Origin of the sequence: Shewanella waksmanii ATCC BAA-643 (assembly GCF_000518805.1) — a bacterium.
Taxonomy (GTDB): Bacteria; Pseudomonadota; Gammaproteobacteria; order Enterobacterales; family Shewanellaceae; genus Shewanella; species Shewanella waksmanii.
This window is the reverse complement of the sequence record NZ_JAEH01000002.1, coordinates 231,557-249,424: the sequence shown is the minus strand read 5'-3', so window position 1 is coordinate 249,424 and position 17,868 is coordinate 231,557. Positions and strand designations below refer to the sequence as shown.

The 17,868-nt window shown below is 45.9% G+C and carries 12 protein-coding genes; 11 read left to right on the top strand and 1 reads right to left on the bottom strand.

Going from position 1 to position 17,868, the window contains the following annotated elements; translation table 11 throughout:
• Positions 1-89 precede the first annotated feature (89 nt).
• The 11 genes from L865_RS0102635 to L865_RS0102585 all read left to right on the top strand — a co-directional run bounded on the left by L865_RS0102635 (position 90) and on the right by L865_RS0102585 (position 16,273).
• Complete coding sequence (locus L865_RS0102635) at positions 90-1,418, top strand: GH1 family beta-glucosidase (protein WP_028771808.1); 1,329 nt, start codon at positions 90-92, stop codon at positions 1,416-1,418.
• 34 nt (positions 1,419-1,452) lie between these two features.
• Positions 1,453-2,988 carry an MFS transporter gene (locus L865_RS0102630; protein WP_028771807.1) on the top strand — a complete coding sequence of 512 codons (1,536 nt, stop codon included), beginning with the start codon at positions 1,453-1,455 and terminating at the stop codon, positions 2,986-2,988.
• Between the two features lie 38 nt (positions 2,989-3,026).
• A complete protein-coding gene (locus L865_RS0102625; RefSeq protein WP_028771806.1) occupies positions 3,027-4,355 on the top strand; it encodes a glycoside-pentoside-hexuronide (GPH):cation symporter in 1,329 nt (442 codons plus the stop codon).
• 36 nt (positions 4,356-4,391) lie between these two features.
• The gene (locus tag L865_RS0102620; RefSeq protein ID WP_028771805.1) at positions 4,392-5,390 is read left to right on the top strand and encodes a LacI family DNA-binding transcriptional regulator; all 999 of its coding nucleotides are present in this window, start codon (positions 4,392-4,394) and stop codon (positions 5,388-5,390) included.
• Between the two features lie 349 nt (positions 5,391-5,739).
• A complete protein-coding gene (locus tag L865_RS0102615) occupies positions 5,740-8,730 on the top strand; it encodes a TonB-dependent receptor (RefSeq protein WP_028771804.1) in 2,991 nt (996 codons plus the stop codon).
• 158 nt (positions 8,731-8,888) lie between these two features.
• A complete protein-coding gene (locus L865_RS0102610; protein WP_342666121.1) occupies positions 8,889-10,424 on the top strand; it encodes a tryptophan halogenase family protein in 1,536 nt (511 codons plus the stop codon).
• Between the two features lie 54 nt (positions 10,425-10,478).
• Positions 10,479-11,216 (top strand): SapC family protein, encoded by a 738-nt coding sequence (locus L865_RS0102605; RefSeq protein WP_028771802.1) that lies wholly within the window; start codon positions 10,479-10,481, stop codon positions 11,214-11,216.
• 24 nt (positions 11,217-11,240) lie between these two features.
• Positions 11,241-12,257: a cupin-like domain-containing protein gene (locus L865_RS0102600; RefSeq protein WP_028771801.1), complete on the top strand. Its 1,017-nt coding sequence runs from the start codon at positions 11,241-11,243 to the stop codon at positions 12,255-12,257.
• Between the two features lie 53 nt (positions 12,258-12,310).
• Positions 12,311-13,804, top strand: a complete 1,494-nt coding sequence (locus L865_RS0102595) for a tryptophan halogenase family protein (RefSeq protein WP_028771800.1) — start codon at positions 12,311-12,313, stop codon at positions 13,802-13,804.
• 47 nt (positions 13,805-13,851) lie between these two features.
• The gene (locus L865_RS0102590) at positions 13,852-14,580 is read left to right on the top strand and encodes a DUF6445 family protein (protein WP_157577403.1); all 729 of its coding nucleotides are present in this window, start codon (positions 13,852-13,854) and stop codon (positions 14,578-14,580) included.
• 226 nt (positions 14,581-14,806) lie between these two features.
• Entirely contained in the window at positions 14,807-16,273 is a 1,467-nt protein-coding gene (locus L865_RS0102585) for a capsule assembly Wzi family protein (protein WP_028771798.1), read from the top strand.
• Positions 16,274-16,383: 110 nt separating this feature from the next.
• On the opposite strand, the gene L865_RS0102580 is transcribed toward L865_RS0102585, so the two are convergent.
• Entirely contained in the window at positions 16,384-17,862 is a 1,479-nt protein-coding gene (locus L865_RS0102580; RefSeq protein ID WP_028771797.1) for a sigma-54-dependent transcriptional regulator, read from the bottom strand.
• Positions 17,863-17,868: the final 6 nt, after the last annotated feature.

Genomic DNA, 17,868 nt, shown 5'->3' with positions numbered 1-17,868 from the left:
TTGACCATCGGCATAGCGAAGTTCACTTACAGGATTCAGAGATTAATCGCACCACATGTAATGGAACGATGAGAAAAATGATGACCAAGATGACAATTACGCTACCAGAGCATTCCGTGATGCGCTCAGCTGATTTTACCTACGGAGTAGCCACAGCTGCTTTTCAAATTGAAGGTGGCGCCAATGAGCGTATCAACAATATTTGGGACACTTTTTGTGCCAAGCAAGGAACCATCGTTGACGGCTCTAATGGTGACATTGCCTGTGATCATTTTCACTTATGGCAACAGGATGTTGAGTTAATCGCCTCTTTGGGTGTCGATGCCTATCGCTTCTCTGTCTCTTGGGGCCGAGTGCTCAATCAAGACGGCAGCGTAAACCAAGCTGGGATGAATTTTTACATTCAGTTACTAGATAAACTCAATCAGCTGAATATTAAACCCTATGTGACGTTATACCATTGGGACCTACCCCAACATATTGAAGACAATGGTGGCTGGCAGAATCGTCAAACCGCCTACTTATTCCAAGATTATGCCGCTAAGGTGGCACAAGCATTTGGCGGCCGTGTTCATTCATATGCCACACTTAACGAGCCATTTTGTAGCGCCTATTTAGGTTACGAAGAAGGCATACATGCGCCAGGAATACAAAGTCAGCAAGCCGGTAGAGCAGCGGCGCACCATTTACTGCTAGCCCATGGTCTTGCTATGCAAGTGTTACAGCAATACGCCCCCGATAGCCTTAATGGTATTGTACTTAACTTCACTCCAGCCTACTCGCTAACCGATTCGGCCGCCGATAAAGCCGCCACCCAGTATGCTGAGGATTATCACAACCAGTGGTACATCAAACCTTTGTTTGACCGCTGTTACCCGAGCATCATCGACAGCCTACCTGATGCCGTAAAACCACCGATTGAAGCCGGTGATATGGATATTATTGCCCAGCCATTGGATTTTCTAGGCATCAACTTTTACACCCGCGCGGTTTACCGAGCTGATGATAAGCACATCTTCGAGCAGGTAATGGATTTGGATGTACCACGTACCGATATTGGCTGGGAAATTTATCCCCAAGCGATGACAGAGCTGTTATGTTCTTTAAATGAACGTTACAACTTGCCTCCCATCTATATTACAGAAAATGGCGCATCGATTGATGATGAGATTGAAGCCGGTATTGTCGATGATGTACGCCGCGTTAATTATTATCACCAACACCTTAATGCAGTGCATCAGGCTTGTGAGCAAGGGGTCAACGTTCAAGGCTACTTTGCTTGGAGCTTAATGGATAACTTTGAATGGGCGGAAGGGTATTTAAAAAGGTTTGGTATTGTCTATGTTGATTATGCCACCCAAAAACGCACAATAAAGTCCAGCGGTTTAGCTTATAAACAGTTAATTACTCAGCGATAAATATACTCCACACAATAATAACAATGGATAACGAATGAGTACTCTACCTTTTCATGAGAAAGTCGGTTATGCCATGGGAGATGCCGCGGCCAATCTAGTTTGGCGTGGCGCCTTAGCCTACTTAGCGGTATTTTATACCGATACCTTCGGCCTCAGCGCCGCAGCAGCGGCCATGCTGTTTTTGGTGGTGCGGCTATCTGATGGGGTAACCGACATTATCATGGGCATGGTAGCGGATAGAACCGACAGCAAATGGGGCAAGTTTAGACCATGGATCCTATGGTCAACACCATTTTTAGCGCTATTTATGGTGCTGTGCTTCACCACGCCAGCATTATCAGACTCAGGCAAGTTAGTGTACGCCTATGTCACATACATTGGTCTGACACTGGCTTATACGGTGAACAACGTCCCCTACTCTGCGCTTATGGGGGTGATGACGCCAGACGATAAGGAACGCACTAGCCTTTCTGGTTTTCGCTTTGCGGGCGCTTTTGCCGGTGGCTTACTCGTTATGGGGTTCTTACCTCAACTGGTGGCATACTTTGGCCAAGGCGATGATGCAATGGGCTATCAATACACCATGTATTTGTTTGCGGCTTTGTTGGCGGTATTGATGTTAGTCACTTTCTTTTCAACTAAAGAACGTATCACGCCAGCCGTCAACTCCAACGCCAGTCTAGGCAGCGAAATTGGCGATCTATTGAAAAACTTGCCGTTTATTATCTTACCCCTATTGGCAATGACACTATTTTTCTATTATCGCAACGGTTATTCAGCGCTGTTTTTTGTCATTGTATTTGTTGGCATGGGGCTATTGATTAAGCGATTGTTGAAACAACCCTCGACCAATATCAGTGGTACTCAGCAAGATATGATAGACCTACTCACCAATAAGCCATGGCTAATTTTGCTCGGTATTGGTTTTCTCACCATGATGTTCAATGGCATCAAATATGGTGTTATCGCATACTACTTTAAGTACCAAGTTGGCGATGAACTAATGGCGGGGAAATATTTCATTGCGCTATTGATCGTCTCCATTTTGGGCGCACTGTCTACCAGTTACTTCTCACAACGCTTTGATAAGCGTAAATTATTCATTGTGACTCTATTAGCCAGTGCAGTGCTAACCGCAGCTTTTTATTGGGTATCAGCCGACAACATCGCCTTGGTGTTTGCCTTTGGGTGCGCTGCGGAATTCTTTGCAGCCATGATGCCAACACTGTTCTTCTCCATGCTAGGCGACTCAGCTGACTATTCAGAGTGGAAAAATGGTCGCCGAGCAACTGGACTGATTTATTCAGCCGGCACTTTCGTACAAAAAACCGGTGGCGGCTTCGCTGGCGCCTTGGTGCTAGTGGTATTAGCCAGTTACGGCTATGACGGCATGCGACCTGAAACGATTGCCGCTTCCCTGCCCGGAATGCAACTGCTGATGAGCTGGATACCCGCAGCATTTGCTTTTGCCGCCGCGCTACTCATGTGTTTTTATCCATTAACCAGTGCGCGCAATGAAGACATTACTCTGACATTGATCAAGCGCCGTAATGAGCCCAGCATGGCATAGTTAGTTTGCTTTTCATTAAGACTATTTAGGTGTTGTAAATGATTTCAGTTAAAGAAAAAATTGCCTATGGTTTAGGTGATACCGCCAGTAACATCATTTTCCAAACCGTGATGATGTTCCTGCTTATTTACTACACTGATGTAGTCGGCTTGGCACCAGAAGCTGTTGGTACCATGTTTCTTATTGTGCGTATCTTTGATGCCGTCACTGACCCTATCATGGGTAATATTGCTGACCGGACACGCAGTAAATGGGGACAATTTAGACCCTTTTTGCTGTGGTTAGCGCTGCCATTTGGATTAATCAGTGTCCTTGCCTTTACCACGCCTGATCTCGCTGACGACCAAAAGCTCATTTACGCTTTTGTCACCTATACCCTATTGATGCTGGTGTACACAGCAATCAATATTCCCTATTGCGCCCTCGGCGGAGCACTCACAGCTAACCCGAAAGAACGTGTCTCCGTGCAATCATACCGTTTTGTATTGGCCATGTTAGGCGGTGTGTTTGTGGCTTCATGCACTATGCCTTTAGTAGAATGGTTTGGTAGTGGTGACAAAGCCAAAGGTTATCAGCTAACCATGGCGGCGATGAGCGTCGTCGGAGTGTTATTTTTCTTAGTTTGCTTCGCCGGAACCAAAGAGCGAGTTCGGGTACCCAGTGAACATAAGCACAACTTCATCGATGGCCTCAAACTATTATGGCAAAATGATCAAGCTAGGCTGCTGTGCCTTGCCGGGCTGTTTTTGCTGACCGGACAGGTATTAAAAATCACCCTCGCGGTTTATTACGTCAAATACATCTTAGTTCGCGAAGATCTCATCACCCCTTTCATGACCATAGGCATGGTGGGCAGTATGCTAGGCTGTGCTTTCTCGCAAACCTTAGCTAAGTATGTGTGCAAGATTAAGGCTTACATTAGTTTGCAATTACTTGCAGTGGCTGTCTGCGCTTTGGCCATCTTCATTTCCCCTGATCAAACCCTGCTAGCCTGCGCGGCCTTTTTCATCTGGAAGTTTTTGCTCGACATGGCTACGCCGCTATTATGGGCAATGATGGCTGACACCATTGACTATGGTGAGTGGAAAATAGGTATACGACTTTCTGGCATGGTATATTCTACTGTGATATTTTTCATCAAGTTAGGTATCGCACTAGGTGGTGCCCTCGCGGGCTGGGCATTAGCCTATTATGGCTACCAAGCCGATACCACGCAAACGGCTGAAACACAGCAAGGGATATTATATTCCTTTACCCTGTTTCCAGCGTTAGGGTCACTAATTGCTGCATTAATCATGACACGCTACACCCTAACGAGCAGTAAGATAGAACAAATTCATTTAGCATTTAATGCCAAAAGTAGCTAATTAGCACTAAAAAGTAGCTGCAAGAAAAGGAAGCATATGGCAACGATTTACGACGTGTCAGTATTAGCAGGCGTTTCATTAGCAACCGTCTCACGAGTCATGAATAAGAACGCCAAAGTGAGCGAGAAAACCGAGAAAAAAGTGCTCGACGCTATGGCACAGCTTGGCTACCGCCCCAACGCCATTGCCCAATCACTGGCTTCTAATTGTTCAAATAGTGTTGGAGTATTGGTCTCTGAGCTCAGAGGTCACTTCTATGGTTCAATGATGAGCGGTATCGAAGCCGAATTTCGTATTGCCCACAAACACGTCATTATTGCTGCCGGTCACAGTGAAGAACAACTCGAAAAAGAAGGCATTGAATTCTTAATTAGCCGCCGTTGTGATGCGCTCATATTGCACGTTGAAGCGGTATCCGATGAATATTTAATTGAGTTATGCAAAGGCTCAATACCCGTCATATTGATTAACCGCTATATTGAACAAATAGAAGATCGCTGTGTCCACCTCAATAATGAACTCGGTGGGTATATCGCCACCAAAGCGGTTATTGACCAAGGCCACCGTGATATTGCTTATATCGCTGGACCCTATTGGAAAGAGGATGCCCAAAACCGTTTGCATGGCCATAAACGCGCATTAGCAGAACATGGCTTAACATTTCATGAGCAACTGGTATTTGAAGGCGATTACCGTGAAGAAAGCGGCGCCAAAGGGTTTCGCGCCCTGCATGATACTAACTTCCCCTTTAGCGCCCTTGTTTGTGCCAACGATGAAATGGCATCCGGCGCCATGGATGCAGTCCGGGGCAAAGGTTTGTCGATGCCAAACGATATGTCCGTAATGGGCTTTGATAATAATGTGTTGGCTAACTATATGTTCCCTAAATTGTCATCGGTTGATTATCCAATCGCAGAAATGGGTCATATGGCGGCTAAAATGGTCCTTAAACAGTGTTATCAATCACCGCAAACTAACCTTAACAACATATTCGACCCAAAACTTGTACTGCGGGACTCAATTAGTCTGCGTTAACCCTCCCCACCTATAATTCTTGTTGGCGAACAGCATCCTGGTTGTGTGAATCACGGCCAGGAATTTACACATAATTATAATACAATTCTATCAATTTCATTTACCACCCGAAATCACACCAAAACCAACATCAACAAACACTTAACGCAAAATACACGCTAAAATCCCACGGCAAATGTTACATTAAAGTGATATTTTTGTTGACCAAACAAACGATTTAATCTAGCTTTGTGTAAGCGCTTACAATTTTTAAAAATTATAAGACCTCATTTTTTTAGCGGTACTTGTAAGCGCTTACATAGAAAACGATGAAAACGAAAGTTTCACTATTTCCCGGGGAGAGATGGAAATGCAGCAAACACTGTTTAAAAGAACAAGGATAGCCACTAGCTTGTCACTCGCATTGAGTGCAACCGTGCTAAACCCTGTCTACGCTGAAGAACAAAATGAAGATATTGAAGTTATCGCAGTTAAAGGTATTCGCGGTAGTCTAATTAAGTCAATGGATCTTAAACGCAGCTCAGACGGTATCGTCGATGCGATTAACGCCGAAGATATTGGTAAGTTCCCTGACAGTAACCTAGCAGAATCGATGCAACGTATTACTGGTGTGTCTATCGACCGCCAAAATGGTGAAGGTAGCCGAGTCACCGTGCGCGGCTTTGGTCCAGATCAAAACTTGGTGATGCTCAATGGCCGCCAAATGCCAGTTACTACCGGTTCGCGTTCGTTTGACTTTGCTAACATTGCGTCAGAGTCAGTAAGTGCAGTAGAAGTTCAGAAAACCAGCCAAGCTAAGAATTCGACCGGTGGAATGGGGGCAACCATTAACGTCCTGACTCATCGTCCACTTAGCTCACCAGGCCTCAAAGCAACCTTTGGTGCCAAAGCCGTTGAAGACACATCAACTGATAAAGGCAGTGTGACGCCGGAATTTTCAGGATTGTATTCCAACACTTTTGCAGATGACAAGTTTGGTATTTCACTGTCTGCCAGCTATCAAAAACGTGAAAGTGGTAATCAGCAAGCGCAGGTCGGTACCGGCTGGCGCAGCTACCCAGGTATTGTTGACCAAGATTGGAGCGGTAATAACGCTGAATGGGGCGGTGTACCAAAAGATGACAACCAGATCAACCGTGCTGGTGAAGATGATATTTACAGTGTGCCACAAACGACGATTTATCGTTTTGAAGAGCAGCAACGCGAACGTATTAACGGCCAACTAGTACTGCAATATCAGCCTACTGATTCAATTCGCGCTACCCTTGATTACACCATGATGCAAAATGATGTCGACCAACAACATCAAGATGTTTCTGCGTGGTTTAACTTTGTACCTACACAGTACAGCACTTGGAGTGATGGCCCTGTCTCATCACCACTTGTCTATTCAGAGGTTTATGGCGATGGCCCCGCTGATCTTTCAATGGCTGCGGGTGAATACGGCACTCGTGATGAAAGTGGCTCACTGGGCTTTAATCTAGATTGGGATGTGACTGAGAGCTTATCGCTTAACCTTGATTACCATTCATCTACTGCAGAGCGCAGTCCAAATCATGCCAATGGTAGTAGCGCAAATCTAAGTACTGCGGCATTCATCCGTACCAGTGCTGCTACTGACTTTACCGGTGATATACCTGTTTTGGCTGTAGGCAATGGTAATAATGTCATGCCAACAGATATGCGCGTTACCGGTTCAACATTTAGTAATGAAGTAAACCGTTCAGAAATTGACCAACTACAGCTTAATGGTACATTTGAAACTGATGAAATGGGCAGCATTGATTTTGGTATCGCTATGACCAATGTCAATAACCGTACACAGCAAATCAATGTTCAACGTAATGACTGGGGTGGTGTTGGCCAAGCCGGCGACTTAGATCCTGCTTGGTTCCCTGCTGAAACCATCCACGATAAATTAGATGGCTCTAAAGGCGATTTCTCTGATTATCAGGGTCCAGCCTCAACAGAAGCACTTAATACTATGTTCTTCTGGGACTTTGAAGCTGTTCGTGCTCGCGCCGCTGAGCTTTATGGTTCAACAGATGTGGGAGATTGTGGTAATGGATTCTGCCCATCAACAGACTACCTTCGTCCTGGTGGAACAGATAGATATACCGAAGAAGAGTCGCAATCAGCCTACATCCAATATAACTATGAAGGCGAAATGTTTGACCGACCTTATGATATCCACGTAGGTCTTCGTTACGAAAAAACTGATGTTGAGTCACGTTCTGCTGTACCTGAATTTAATTCAGCAACTTGGATTGCTGAAACAGAAGTAGCCTATGAGGGAACTGGCCAACAGGTGCTGCTCACCCAAAAAGGTGACTATGACTACTATCTGCCAAACGTGAACTTTAACATCGAAATTATTGACGACGTGATGCTTCGCGCAGCCTATGGCGAAACAATTGGTCGTCCTGACTATACATCTATCCAAGGTGGTACGTCTGTAGGGGCTTTGGGCAACCGTGGCGGTGGTAGTGGTGATTCCGGTAACCCAAGCTTATTACCATTAGAGTCAACCAACTATGACCTTTCTGCGGAATGGTACTATGACGATGTCAGCTATGTTTCAGTAGGTTATTTCAGAAAAGATGTCACTAACTTTATTGCAAGTAACGTCACAAATTCAAATGTGTTTAACATACCTGATCCAACCAATGGCGCCTATGTACAAGAAGCGATTGCAGCAGGTGCTACCACAGCGATACAGCAACGAGAATGGATTTATGCGACATACGGCGCTACCGATCCAAACGTGACAATTAATCCAGACAACGGAAATATTGAGATCACAGGTAACCCTGGGGATCCTGATGTCAACTTCCTGATTAACTCACCAACTAACAGCGATCGTAGTGCTGTTATCGATGGCTGGGAAATTGCAGTGCAGCATTTCTTTGGTGACACTGGTTTTGGTGTTCAAGCCAACTACACCAAAGTTGATTCAGATAGCACCTATGATAATACCAATTTGAACCGAGAGGGTGATGTTAGTCAGGATGTGATTGTCGGTATCAGTGATACAGCCAATGCCATCTTGATGTATGAGAATTATGGTTTTCAAGCACGTTTAGCTTATAACTGGCGTGATGAGTTCCTCAATTCAACGGGTCAAGATACAGGTGCTAACCCGCAATATACCGAAGCATACTCGCAAGTTGACTTCAACGTTAGCTACGATATTGCTGCTGTTGAAGGCTTAACGGTATTCTTTGAAGGGTTAAACATCACCGATGAGAAAACACGTGTTCATGGCCGTGCAACCAACCAAGTACTTAACTATACGCAGACGGGAGCGCGATATAGCTTAGGTGCACGATACACCTTTTAACTAAAAAACACTGGTAGCGCCCAGCAATGGGCGTTACCTTGTTGTTAAATAGTTTTAATTAGCAGCCACAGGCTGTTAACTAAAGTTATTTGTCATATTATTTTTTTAGCGCTAAAAGGCCCAGGTCAAGTTGTATGAATGATGCATTAAGGCGAATTGTGATAGTCGGAGGAGGTTCTGCGGGTTGGTTAACCGCAGGCGTTTTGGCCGCGCAGTTTAATGCAGATGAAAACCTAGGTATCAGCATCACCTTAATTGAGTCTGACCAAATCCCCCCCATTGGTGTAGGTGAAGGCACTTGGCCTTCTATGCGTGCTACCCTGCAAAAAATTGGCTTAAGCGAACGTGACTTTTTAACCCAATGCGATGCAAGTTTTAAACAAGGCTCAGCATTTCATGGCTGGCGCAATGGCAATGATAGCTATTGCCATCCTTTTACTCCGCCAGCAGGTTTCAATCAAATTAATTTAGCCCAATACTGGCAACCTTTTCGTGATCAGGTGAGCTTTGCCGATGCGGTTTGCCCACAAGGTAAAATTGCCTCATTAGGGTTGGCACCTAAAATGCTCAATACCGAAGAGTATGGTTTCGCGCTCAACTACGGCTACCACCTTGATGCGGGCAAATTTGGTCAATGCCTCAAGCAACACTGTATTGACAAGCTTGGCGTCAAGCACATCATTAGTGATGCCACTAAGGTCAATAGCGCAGCCAATGGTGATATCGCCTCGGTATCTACCGTTGATCAAGGTGATATCGAAGCCGATCTGTTTATCGACTGCAGTGGTATGCAGTCACTATTACTTGGCAAGCACTATGGCATAAAACTGGTCCACCAAGATAAAGTGTTGTTCAACAACGCTGCCATTGCCGCGCAAGTCCCTTATCTTGACACGCAAGATAGCATTGCATCATTCACCCACTCAACCGCGCAAAGTGCTGGTTGGATCTGGGATATTGGCCTGCCATCTCGTCGCGGTGTCGGATACACGTTTTCAAGTGCCCATTGTGATTCTACCCAAGCAGAAACTGACTTGCGCCGCTACCTAGCGCGCAGTATTGGCGATAAACAAAGTGAACAGTTGCCATTGCGTCACCTGACATTTACTCCAGGGCATAGAGAGAAGTTTTGGCATCGAAACTGCGTTGCTGTGGGAATGGCATCGGGATTTATCGAGCCACTTGAAGCTTCGGCACTGGCGATGGTGGAGTTGTCTGCCAAAATGCTTGCCGAACAAATGCCAGCCAACCGCGCTGCAATGGATATTATCGCTAGCCGCTTTAATGACAGCTTTAGTTACCGCTGGCAGCGCATCATAGAGTTTTTAAAACTGCACTATATCTTAACCCAGCGCAGTGACAGCGATTATTGGAGTGATAACTGTGAGAGCAATACCATTCCAGCACACTTAGCTGAGCAGCTAGCGCTTTGGCGGCACCACTTCCCTTATCATTGGGACACACATCATACTGAAGAGCTATTCCCTGCCGCCAGTTTTCAATACATTCTTTATGGCATGGGCTTTGAGACGAATGCCCCGCAGCGACTTCGAAAAATGAGTGAACAGCAGGCGACACACTTGTTCAATCAGAATGTGGCCAAAGGCAAGCAATTGCAACGCCACCTTAGCAGCAACAGAGATTTACTAATACAAATACAAATACAGCAACATGGGTTAGCCCCCAACCATTAGCAAAGATTTGCTCACTAGTTTAAAACTATAAAATGACAACAAACTGGAGTTAACATGGCCAACACCCTTCTTCTAAATAGCGTTGATCATAAAGACCTTAAAGTGATCACCGAGCGTAGCCCTCAGTACGGTGACGATATTTGGTATGCCCTAACCTTTCCATCTGAATATCGAAGTGTACAAGCCCACTACCCGATCTTTTATCAAAAAGATCCCACTACGGGTGAGTTTTATGCGGTCGCTCTATTTGGTTTTAAAGACAAAGAGAACTTGTTTATTGACCAGGGCAAGTGGACCGTTTCGTATATTCCGCTAACCGTACAGCGCCAACCCTTTTTAATCGGTAAGCGCACCGGTGTAGAAGATGGCGTTGAAGTAGAGCAGCGAGTGTTACATATCGATATGGATAATCCGCGCGTCAATACAGAAAAAGGTGAAGCACTGTTTTTAGAGTATGGTGGCAATACCGAGTTTTTAGACAATGCGGCAGATATGCTTGAAGCAATACACCACGGATTAGAAGAGAGTAAAGCCTTTACCGCGACATTGCTGGCCCATGATTTACTTGAACCTTTTACATTAGAGGTCACTCTAGACTCAGGAGCAACACATCAAATGATTGGCTTTTACACTATCAATGAAGATGTATTGCAAGCTCTCGATAGCGACATTGTTGCCCAACTACACCAAAGTGGCTTTTTACAGGCGATTTATATGATGGTTGCCTCGCAAAACAACATTCGCGAGCTGCTTAATCGCAAGAATGCACTCAGCCCTGAACTACAAAGTTAACCGGCAGTTGAGGAAGGTGTTGTGATGCTCAATGTCAATCGGCAAGTCGACCATTACCAAGATTTTGTTAAGGGCGTATTCCCGCCTGCATTAATGCAGGCAAGTAAGCCTATGGTGCTAAAGGGATTTTGTGACCATTGGCCCGCAGTGCAAGCTGCCAAGCACTCTGATCAGCGTATGTGCGAATATCTGCTCAGCCACTATAGTGGCCTGCCGGTTACCGCCTACTTAGCGCCCCACAGTGCTCAAGGGCGGATTTTTTACGATGACCTACATACAGGCTTCAATTACACCGCGAGCAAAGTGCCAATGCCCGCAGTGTTGGAGCGGATACTGTCACAGGCTAAAAATCCACAAGCGCCGACCATGTACATTGGCTCCTCCAATTTACAACAGTACTTACCAAGCTTTTCTGAAAACAACGCTATCGATTTTGCAGATATCGCGCCACTGGCCAATATCTGGATTGGTAATCAAAGTAAAATTGCTGCCCATTATGATTTCCCGCTCAACCTCGCCTGCTGTATATCAGGCAAACGTCGCTTTACCCTATTTGCACCCGAGCAGATCAGCAATTTATACCCTGGGCCTTTGGAACACGCCCCAGGAGGTCAGAGTATCAGTATGGTGGATTTTGACAATCTAGACTTTGATCGTTTCCCGCGTTTTCAGCAAGCTATCGACGCTGCGCAGGTGATAGAACTTGAAGCTGGTGATGCGCTGTTTATTCCGAGTATGTGGTGGCACCACGTCCAAGGTCTAGCGCCATTAAATACACTTATCACTCACTGGTGGCGCAATAGTGACGCTTTTATGGGACGGCCAGAGTCGGCATTAAACCATGCAATGCTGAGTTTACGCAACTTACCTAAAGATCAACGCCAGGCCTGGAAAGCCCTATTTGACTACTACATCTTTGGCCATGATGATAATGACAATCGACATATTCAGCCAGATGCTCAAGGCATATTAGCCAAGCCCATGAATCAACACAGTGCACGCCAACTTCGAGCAGAATTGCTCAACCAACTAAAACGATAATAACTCGCCGCGTTGACCGCAATCTAATGTAAGCGAGACTATGAGGTACAAGCATGCAACAGGATAACAAAGTAAAAAGAGTCGTCATCGCTGGCGGAGGAACTGCGGGATGGATGGCGGCCGCATCGTTAGCCAAGTTATTAGGTAAAGCCCTAGATGTCACTTTAATAGAGTCAGACCAAATCCCCACCGTAGGCGTAGGTGAAGCGACCATCCCCACCTTACATATTTTTCATCGACTACTGGGTATTAACGAGCAAGAGTTTATGGCGGCGACCAATGCCACCTTTAAGCTAGGGATCTCATTTGAGAACTGGAAAGATGGTCAAGACAAATACATTCACTCTTTTGGTTTCTTAGGCAAAGATTGCTGGGCATCAAGCTTTACCAGTTTTTGGGTGAAAGGCCAACAGCAAGGGGTTGCCTCCCAGATTGGCGACTATTGCACCGAACATTTAGCAGCCCGTCGTGGACGATTTGCGGTATTGCCAAGTCGCGATCTAAACCATGCCTACCATCTCGATGCCGGGCTGTATGCAAAGTTTTTACAAAAAATTGCCTTTGACCATGGCTGTAAACGTGTCGAAGGGAAAATTGAAGATGTGCTGCTAGACGATGATAGCGGTCATATTACTGCTATTAAACTCGATAACGGCCAAACAGTAGAAGGCGATCTATTCCTTGATTGTACTGGCTTTAGAGGTTTGCTGATTGATAAAGCGCTGCATACCGGTTTTGAAGACTGGGGACATTGGCTACCTTGCGATCGCGCAATTGCCGTGCAAACCAGTTGTACCGATAAGCAAGTGCCTTATACCCGCTCGATTGCCAGAGAAGCAGGTTGGCAGTGGCGGATCCCACTGCAAAACCGTACCGGCAATGGCTTAGTCTATTGCAGCCATTATATGAGCGAAGAGCAAGCCAAGGCGAAGTTATTAGCCAATATTGACGGTGAGCCACTGAACGAGCCACGAGTTATTCGCTATCAAACGGGTACCCGTAAACAGCATTGGAATAAAAACTGTATTGCAATCGGCCTCGCCAGCGGTTTCATCGAACCGCTTGAGTCAACCGGTATTCACCTATTCCAGCGCGGTATTATCCGCTTAATGCAGATGTTCCCATTAAATGGTATCAATCAAAATGATGTCGATGAGTTCAACGCGCAAACTAAGTTTGAATGTGACAATATCCGTGACTTTATTATCTTGCACTACCACCTAACAGAGCGCACCGACACACCGTTTTGGCGCTATTGTAAAAATATGGACATCCCTGACACCTTAAAACATCGCATGAACCACTTTAAAGCGGCTGCGCGGATGTTTAAAAAAGATGGTGAACTGTTTGGAGAAACCTCGTGGGTACAGGTTATGATAGGTCAAGGTTTAATGCCTGAGCAATACCACCCAATTGTCGATACCATGTCAGATGAAGAATTGGCGCATTTTCTAAGTACTATCAAGGCTAATGTTTCTAAGCAAGTTGATAATTTTCCAGACCATTACGACTTTATTCAGCGTTATTGTAAGTCGGCAAATATGTGATCAATTGATGCCCAATAAACTAAGCTGATTTTATCGTGGGAGTGAAGGTGGTAGAGACTCAATCTAAGCAGTTTCAAGTTAATCAAGGCTTTAAACTACAAGTAATAAAAGTCGGTCAAGAGCAAACCCCAGTGATCATTATTGATGACTTTGGGGTTAATTGCGATGCGGTGAAAAACTACGCTTGCCAACAGGGCAAATTTGATTGTGATGCCAGCTCATATTACCCAGGCGTACGCACTCCCCTGCCTAAGCCTTATGTGATAAGCGTACTAAATGCGGTATATAAAACGATTTACCAGGTTTATAACATACCGCCTCAGCGCCAACTGCAACCGCAAAACTACTATTTTTCCTTGATAAGCCACCAGCCAGAACAACTAAAGTCGCTGCAACGCATGCCGCATTTCGACACGCTCAATCCCTATTACTTTGCCATTTTACACTACCTAAATGATGGCCCTCATGGCGATACAGGTCTGTTTAGGCACATTCCTAGCGGCTTTGAGCGCATTAATCCTAAACGTAGCGATGACTACTTTAGCGCGGCGCAGCACCACGTTAATACCTATGGTCAACCTAAACCGGGCTATTTTGTCGAAAGTGACCAGCAATATTACCTTTATGAGCAACTCCGTTATCGCGCCAACCGATTGGTTATCTACCCAGGCAACTTACTGCACAGTGTGATCGTCAATAATGACACCGATATCGACGATAACCCGCAAACCGGCAGACTCACCGCCAATATCTTTGTCGACTTTGTGGCTCCCTAACCACAAATCAAGCACAGTTAATCGCAGGGCGTCCCGGCGAAGCAACCAAAATAACACACCTTCACAGCAACCTTTGCACGCCAGCGCAACCCAACAACCACAAGCGCCAAGTAGTTGCAACAATCACAGTGACAATGTGTAAAATAACTGCCTAAATGGGTGAAAGTCCTGCTGTTTTCTTCCAGGTAAAGCTCTAAAATAGCGGCTTAAATTACGAGGGGGAAATATGAAAAAACCGCTGTTAGTCAGTTTACTGTGTATCTGTAGTCATTCGGCCCAGGCAGCTTGGTGGATTGAGCCGACCGATTTAGCATTGCGCGCAGATATTCAGCTACTCGCTGATACCGGTGTCATAGTTCAACCTGTCAATACTTATCCATTGATGTGGAGTGGTATTAAAGCCGATCTTGATGCCACCGAGCTTAGTCAGCTAAACCCTATGCAAGCCGATGCTTACCAGCGAATAATGGCAGCGCACAAGCATGACCACCAAGGCTTCAACGCCGAAGTCAGTATCGCAGCGGCCTCAGACAACGCCCGCTTTATCGGCTTTGGCAACGACTACCGCGACAAAGCAGAAAGCAGCATTAGCGCCGAAGTCACTCAAGATTGGTTTAGTGGCCGAGTTGAAGCAAGCTACCACTACGATCCTATTGATGGTAACAGTGCCCGATTAGACAATAGCTTCGCTGCCGTTATGGTAGGTAACTGGATTGTAAGCTATGGTGCGCAACAGAAATATTGGGGGCCAGGTTGGGACACCGGCTTGATTCAAACCACAAATGCTAGACCTATGCCGGGCATCACCTTTAGCCGCAATAACAGTCAAGGGTTTGAAACGCCGTGGTTAAGCTGGGTAGGTCCTTGGACCTTCACCACCGCTTTTAGTCAAATGGAAAGCGATCGCTATGTTGCCGACACTAAACACTGGGGCGCTCGGGCAACCTTACGCCCTATAGAAAAATTAGAGGTAGGCTTTTCATGGACGATGCAGTGGGGCGGTGATGGCTATGGCAACAGCCTAAGTGACTGGTGGGATGGGCTGTTCAACGGCGGCGGCACTGAATCGGATTTAGAAAACGGCCAAGAAAACATGTTAGCGGGCTATGATTTTCGTTGGTCAGACACCGCATTTGGTGTGCCCTATGGCATCTATTATGAGCGTATCCATGAAGACTATCATAATGGCAAGAATAAGCTGATCAATGCCGCTAACCTTGGGGGCATCGATTTTGTTATTGCTCCGCTTAACACCCGAGTTTTTATTGAATACTCAGATACGAAAGTGGCTTGTGGAGTTGACCCTAATATTTACAACTGCATGTACGAACATGAGTTTTATCAATCAGGCTATCGCTACTACGGTAAAAGCTTAGGCAGCACCTATGATAACGACTCAGAAACATTGGTCATTGGCGGTATTACTCAGTTAGGAAACGGCCAGACATTAACCAATAAAGTCCGCTGGTTAAGATTAAATACTGATGGAACTGATGTGCCTTATGAAACCGGTGGTAACCCCGTTTCGCCCGGTGAATACGAGCGTGTGTATCAATTAGATAGCAGCTATCACCGTCCATTCTATCAAGGTACCCTAAAATTGGGCGGCACCCTCAGTTACAGTGAATTTGTCCATGCAGGTGGTAACGATTGGGACGGGACGGTATATGCCGTATGGGAACGTGCTTTTTAGCGGTATCGCTGGTTTAAAAAATAGCGCGATACCAAAGCGGCTAACCGACTTAACGCGAACTCAGGTGGGGATATTGAAAACGCGGTTGCCATTTAATATCCCTTGTCGCTTTAAACTGACTCGAGTGACGCTTGCTCCATCTCTTCCCAGCTCTGTCTTTTGCGATAAATGGTCGACGCACTAATATCAAGCAATGCCGCAGCTTTGGGGACATTGCCATCGCAGCTGGCAATCGCCGCTTCAATGGTTCGCTTTTCTGACATCCATAAGGGAATAATCTCTCCCGCTGGTTCATCAGTAGTACTGTTATCTGCCAGCTGGTGATTACCAGCTTGGGGTTCGCTCATGGTGACTTGTGCAGTGGCTGATATAGCACTTACGTGAGCAGGCACCTTGGCAGAATGACTGGATTGAGACAGCTGCACCGGTAACATTGACAATTCAACGACTTCGCCTTGGTTTAGCACCACCATCTGCCTAATCGTATTTTGTAACTGACGTACATTACCTGGCCAGTCGTAGCGCAGCAACACCTGCTTGACCTCTTCGTTAAAGCTCTTAAATGCCTTGCCTTCCTCATTACTGTATTCCATTAGCAATTTCTCCGCTAACAGCAACACATCATTACCGCGCGCCTTTAATGGCGGTAACTCAATAGGGATAACATGTAACCGGTAAAATAGATCTTCGCGAAAACGTCCCTGCTTCACTTCTTCCCAAGGGGCACGGTTAGTGGCACTGACAAAGCGCACATCAACACTTTCTTCTTTGGCCCCCCCCACCTTTTGAAATACCCCGGTTTGAATAAAGCGCAGCAACTTACTCTGCAACTCTAAATCCATTTCGCAGATTTCATCCAGAAACAGTGTCCCACCATGGGCTCGACTTGCTGCGCCATCTCGGTTAGCAACCGCCCCGGTAAACGCCCCTTTGGTATGGCCAAAAATCTCACTTTCAATCAGGTCTTTTGGAATCGATGCACAGTTAAGCGCAATAAATGGCTTATCTTTACGCTGGCCTGCATGGTGTATCGCATGGGCGCAGACCTCTTTACCGGTGCCACTCTCACCCACTATGAATACCGATGCTTTACTGTTAGCCACGCAGTCAATGGTCTTATAAACGGTTTGCATTGCCAACGAATCACCTATAAACCCCATATAATTGGCTTTAGGTAAACTGCGCTCATAGTTAGTGACCAGGCTGACCAATTGCCGTTGTTTCATGGCATTGCGCACGGTGATCGATAAACGCTTGGCATCAAATGGTTTAACTAAAAAATCAAAAGCGCCCAAACGCATGGCGTCGACGGCAATATCAATTGAACCGTGAGCGGTGATCATCACCACTATCGTATCGGGATAGCGCTGTTGAGCTTGTTGTAAAATATCCATTCCCGACATGTCTGGTAGTTTGATATCCAGCACCAATAAATCAGGCTGCCAACTCTCAAGTTCAGCTAGCGCATCGGCACCATGATTAACCTGAGTAACTCTGGCACCTTCAGCGCGCAGGTATTCCGTGTACAGGGCCCCTAAAGATAAACTGTCTTCAACCAGCAGGGCAGTAAAGTTTGTTGTTATATCCATAGCTAA